Annotated in this window: 4 protein-coding genes; 1 reads left to right on the top strand and 3 read right to left on the bottom strand. The window is 63.8% G+C overall.

Annotated features, from left to right (window positions below; translation table 11 throughout):
• The first annotated feature begins 173 nt into the window (after positions 1 to 173).
• Positions 174 to 914 carry an acetoacetate decarboxylase gene (locus ABSG20_RS30620; protein ID WP_423868195.1) on the top strand — a complete coding sequence of 247 codons (741 nt, stop codon included), beginning with the start codon at positions 174 to 176 and terminating at the stop codon, positions 912 to 914.
• 60 nt (positions 915 to 974) lie between these two features.
• Here ABSG20_RS30620 and ABSG20_RS30615 read toward each other — a convergent pair whose 3' ends face one another.
• The 3 genes from ABSG20_RS30615 to ABSG20_RS30605 all read right to left on the bottom strand — a co-directional run bounded on the left by ABSG20_RS30615 (position 975) and on the right by ABSG20_RS30605 (position 4,495).
• On the bottom strand, positions 975 to 2,408 hold the full coding sequence (locus tag ABSG20_RS30615) for a homospermidine synthase (protein WP_423868194.1): 1,434 nt from the start codon (positions 2,406 to 2,408) through the stop codon (positions 975 to 977).
• A gap of 199 nt (positions 2,409 to 2,607) precedes the next feature.
• Positions 2,608 to 3,210, bottom strand: a complete 603-nt coding sequence (locus tag ABSG20_RS30610; protein ID WP_423868193.1) for a GNAT family N-acetyltransferase — start codon at positions 3,208 to 3,210, stop codon at positions 2,608 to 2,610.
• A gap of 142 nt (positions 3,211 to 3,352) precedes the next feature.
• Positions 3,353 to 4,495: a type III PLP-dependent enzyme gene (locus tag ABSG20_RS30605; protein WP_423868192.1), complete on the bottom strand. Its 1,143-nt coding sequence runs from the start codon at positions 4,493 to 4,495 to the stop codon at positions 3,353 to 3,355.
• Positions 4,496 to 4,525 lie beyond the last annotated feature (30 nt).

Below are 4,525 nucleotides of genomic sequence, written 5' to 3'. Positions count from 1 at the left end.
CCCCTCAATCAGAAGTAATCTTTTGAAAACGCGAACGTGCCGGTCCAAAAGCACCGATGACGGCACCATGACAGCTCGCTTTGAAGTGATCCGGCTGCCGATTTTTCAGCCTCGATTGTCGTCGTCAGCTGCCACATAATCTGGGGCATCGCAGATGACGGATAAGGTCAGCCATGAAAATCGACGATGTCAGGCGAACCGCCTATTCGATGCCGCTCACCAGCCCGTCGTTTCCTCCGGGACCCTATCGGTTCTTCAACCGCGAATATTTCGTCGTCACCTATCGCACCGATCCGGAAGCGCTTGCCGCCGTGGTGCCGGAGCCGCTCGAGGTCACCGATGCGATCGTCAAATACGAATTTATCCGCATGCCCGATTCAACCGGCTTCGGCGATTACACCGAAACCGGGCAGGTGATCCCGGTGCGCTTCAACGGCGAAGAGGGCACCTATACCCATGCGATGTACCTCGACGACGACGCGCCGATCGCGGGCGGCCGCGAACTCTGGGGTTTCCCCAAGAAGCTAGCGAGGCCGAAGATCGAAGTCGAGAGCGACGTGCTGGTCGGAACGCTGCATTACGGCTCGGTGCTGTGCGTCTCGGCCACCATGGGCTACAAGCATCGTCCGGTCGATCACGACACCGTGCTGAAAGGCATGAAGGCGCCGAATTTCATTCTCAAGATCATTCCGCATGTCGACGGCAGCGCCAGGATCTGCGAACTGGCGCGCTTCAATCTCGAGGACATCACCTTGAAAGAGGCCTGGACCGGCCCCGCGGCGATCGGCCTGTTCCCGCACGCGCTCGCCGACGTGGCAAAGCTGCCGGTGCGCGAGGTGGTCTCGGCGCTGCACTTCAAGGTCGATCTGACGCTCGGCCTGGGGTCGGTGGCGTTCGATTATTTGAAGAAATAGAGCCGTCGCGGCCGGGTCCCACTATCGGCATTCCAGGCAAGCCCAACAATGCCGGGTACCTCACCGTACCAGCACGTTCCTGAACTGCCACGGATCGCTTTCATCGATGTCTTCCGGAAACAGCCCGGGCCGGTCGGAGAGCGGCGTCCAATCGGTATAAAAACCTTTGACCGGGCCGAGATAGGGCCTTTGGAGTTCGAGGCAACGGTGAAAGTCCATCTCGTCGGCTTCGACGATCCCGGCGGTGGGATTTTCCAGCGCCCACACCATGCCAGCGAGAACGGCCGAGGTGACCTGCATGCCGGTGGCGTTCTGGTAGGGCGCAAGCGCGCGCGTTTCCTCGATGGAGAGCTGTGAGCCGTACCAGTAGGCGTTTTTGGCATGGCCGTAGAGCAGCACGCCGAGCTCGTCGATGCCGTCCTCGATCTCGTTCTCGTCCAGGATGTGCCATTTCGGCTGCATCTTGCCGGTGGCGCCGAACATCTCGTGCAGCGACAGCACCGCGTCGTTGGCGGGGTGATAGGCATAATGGCAGGTCGGGCGATAGATCACATGGCCGCCGTCGCGCAGCGTGAAATAGTCCGCGATCGAGATCGACTCATTGTGGGTGACCAGAAATCCGTATTGCGCGCCTGGCGTCGGACACCAGGAGCGGACGCGGGTATTGGCGCCGGGCTGCAGCAGATAGATCGCCGCGCCGCAGCCCTCGGTGTGGGCGCGGCCATTGTCCGGCATCCATTTTTCGTGGCTGCCCCAGCCGAGTTCGGCCGGCTGCAGGCCCTCGGAGACAAACCCCTCCACCGACCAGGTGTTGACGAACATTTTCATCGGCTTCGGCTTCTTGGAGCGCTGGGTGTCGCGTTCGGCGATATGGATGCCCTTGACGCCAAGCTTGTGTGCGAGTTGGCCCCAGCCTTCCCGGCTGTTCGGCTCGCTGACCTGCGTGTTGGTGTCGCGGGCGACGTCGAGCAGCGCCTGCTTGACGAACCACGAGACCATGCCGGGGTTGGCACCACAGGTCGATACCGCGGTCGTGCCTCCCGGGCGCGCGCGCTTGGCCGCGAGCAGGGTTTCGCGCAACGCATAGTTCGAGCGCTTTTCGGGGCCGAGATGCTTGTCGAAATAGAAGCCGGCCCACGGCTCCACCACGGTGTCGATATAGAGCGCGCCGATCTCGCGACACAGCGTCATGATATCGACCGAGGAAGTGTCGACCGACAGGTTGACGCAAAAGCCCTGGCCGCCGCCCGTGGTCAATAACGGGACCAGCACCTCGCGGTAATTGTCGCGGGTCACGGCCTGTCTGATGAAGCGCACGCCGTGCTGTCGCGCAAGTTCGCCGTCCTCATGCGGATCGATGATGACGAAGCGGGATTTGTCATAGGCCAAATGCCGCTCGATCAGCGGCAGCGTGCCTTTGCCGATCGAGCCGAAGCCAATCATGACGATGGGGCCGGAAATGCTGGCGTGGATTGGCTGATAGGGCGGGCTCATGAGACTATCTCCGGAAAAATGAGTACGTTGGGGGCGAAGGGTCAGGTGGCGCGCCGCTCCGCGGTGACTTCAATCTCGACCTTCATCTCGGGCTTATGACCCCGATTCATGACCGGCAGGAGCCTGGTGACGATACCTACGGAGTCGTGAACGCGCAGCATCGGATGGGCAGGGGGCTCTCCGGCATGACGATGCGCGATCAGGCCGCGTGCGGCACGGGCCGAAGCGCCGTCTTCGCCCGGGCTGCCCTGGTTTTCAGCACTATTGCACCGGTCGGCACGATCATTCCCCCGGCGCCGTCGAGCGCGCCGTCGCGCAGTTCCAGGCCGAGCAGGCGGTCGTGCTCGAACGGGCCGGGCAGCGACAAGTCGCCGGTCTTGGCAGCCGAGAAGCCAAAGCGGGCATAATAGGGTTCGTCGCCGAGCAGGATCACCGCGCCATGGCCGCGCGCTTTCGCCGCCGCCAACGCCTGCTTCATCAAGGCGCCGCCGACGCCGAGATGGCGGCATGAGGGGTCGACCGCCAGCGGGCCGAGCACCAGCGCTCGCCTCCCGCCGGCGCTGACGTGCCACAACCGCAGCGTTCCGACCAGCCGGCCCTGGCGCAGGGCCGAAAGCGCGAGGCCTTCGGCGGGCGCCCGTCCGTCGCGCAGGCGCTGGCAGGTGCGTGCCTGGCGGTTTGCGCCAAAGCAGGCATCGAGCAGCGCCTCGCGGGCCAAGACGTCCGAGGCTCGCTCGGCGCGGATCACGAACGGAGCGGCGTCGGTCAAAAGGGCAATAGAGGTCTTACGCAAGGCGGTCATGGCACGTCAGTCCTCGCTTGCAACGGCAACGAGCCGCCAAGCGCTGTCAGTAAATCTACGAGATGAGGGGATGAGAGCCGGCGAGCCGGCTCTCGATGCGATGGCTCCCGCGCGGGAGGGGGAGGTAGCGCTTGCTACAGCCTCAGATGTGGTAGGTCCGCAGCGGCGGGAAGCCGTTGAAGGCCACCGACGAGTAAGTCGACGTATAGGCACCGGTGCCTTCGATCAAGAGCTTGTCGCCGATCTCGAGTGTCACCGGCAGGGGGTACGGGATCTTCTCGTACAGCACGTCGGCGGAATCGCAGGTCGGACCTGCGAGCACGCACGGCGTCATTTCCGCGCCGTCATGCGGCGTGCGGATGGCGTAGCGGATCGATTCGTCCATGGTCTCGGCCAGACCGCCGAACTTGCCGATGTCGAGATAGACCCAGCGCACCTCGTCCTCGTCGCTCTTCCTGGAGATCAGAACGACTTCGGTCTCGATCACGCCGGCATTGCCGACCATGCCGCGGCCCGGCTCGATGATGGTCTCCGGGATTTGGTTGCCGAAATGCTTGCGCAGCGCACGGAAGATCGACCGGCCGTACTGCACGACCGGAGGAACGTCCTTGAGGTACTTGGTCGGGAATCCACCGCCCATGTTGACCATGGAGAGGTTGATCCCCCGCTCGGCGCAGTCGCGAAACACCTGGGAAGCCATCGCCAAAGCGCGGTCCCAAGCCTTCACCTTGCGCTGCTGCGAACCGACGTGGAAGGAGATGCCGCACGGCTCCAGGCCCAGACGCTTGGCGAGGTCGAGCACGTCGACCGCCATTTCCGGGTCGCAGCCGAACTTCCGCGACAGCGGCCATTCGGCGCCGGCGCAGTCGTAGAGGATGCGGCAGAACACCTTCGCAGCCGGAGCCGCACGGGCGACCTTTTCGACCTCGGCGGCGCAGTCCACCGCAAAAAGCCGAATGCCGAGCGCGAAGGCACGCGCAATGTCGCGCTCCTTCTTGATGGTGTTGCCGAACGAGATGCGGTCAGCGGTCGCACCCGCGGCCAGCGCCATTTCGATCTCCGCGACGGTCGCGGTATCGAAGCACGAGCCGAGCGATGCCAGCAGCGACAGCACTTCCGGAGACGGGTTTGCCTTCACCGCGTAGAACACGCGGCTGTCCGGCAGCGCCTTGGAAAAGGTCTGGTAGTTGTCGCGCACGACTTCGAGATCGACCACGAGGCAAGGCTCGGTGTCCCGGCCCTCGCTGCGGCGGTTGCGCAGGAATTCCTGAATACGTTCGGTCATAGCACTCTCCAAACGGCCCTTGCGACGGGG

The organism is Bradyrhizobium sp. (assembly GCF_049512235.1).
Taxonomy (GTDB): Bacteria; Pseudomonadota; Alphaproteobacteria; order Rhizobiales; family Xanthobacteraceae; genus Bradyrhizobium.
This window is presented reverse-complemented; position numbering and strand designations above follow the sequence as displayed.

Coding starts and splice junctions, on each gene's coding strand:
- ABSG20_RS30605 (WP_423868192.1), bottom strand. CDS start 4,495: ATGACCGAACGTATTCAGGAATTCCTGCGCAACCGCCGCAGCGAGGGC.
- ABSG20_RS30610 (WP_423868193.1), bottom strand. CDS start 3,210: ATGACCGCCTTGCGTAAGACCTCTATTGCCCTTTTGACCGACGCCGCT.
- ABSG20_RS30615 (WP_423868194.1), bottom strand. CDS start 2,408: ATGAGCCCGCCCTATCAGCCAATCCACGCCAGCATTTCCGGCCCCATC.
- ABSG20_RS30620 (WP_423868195.1), top strand. CDS start 174: ATGAAAATCGACGATGTCAGGCGAACCGCCTATTCGATGCCGCTCACC.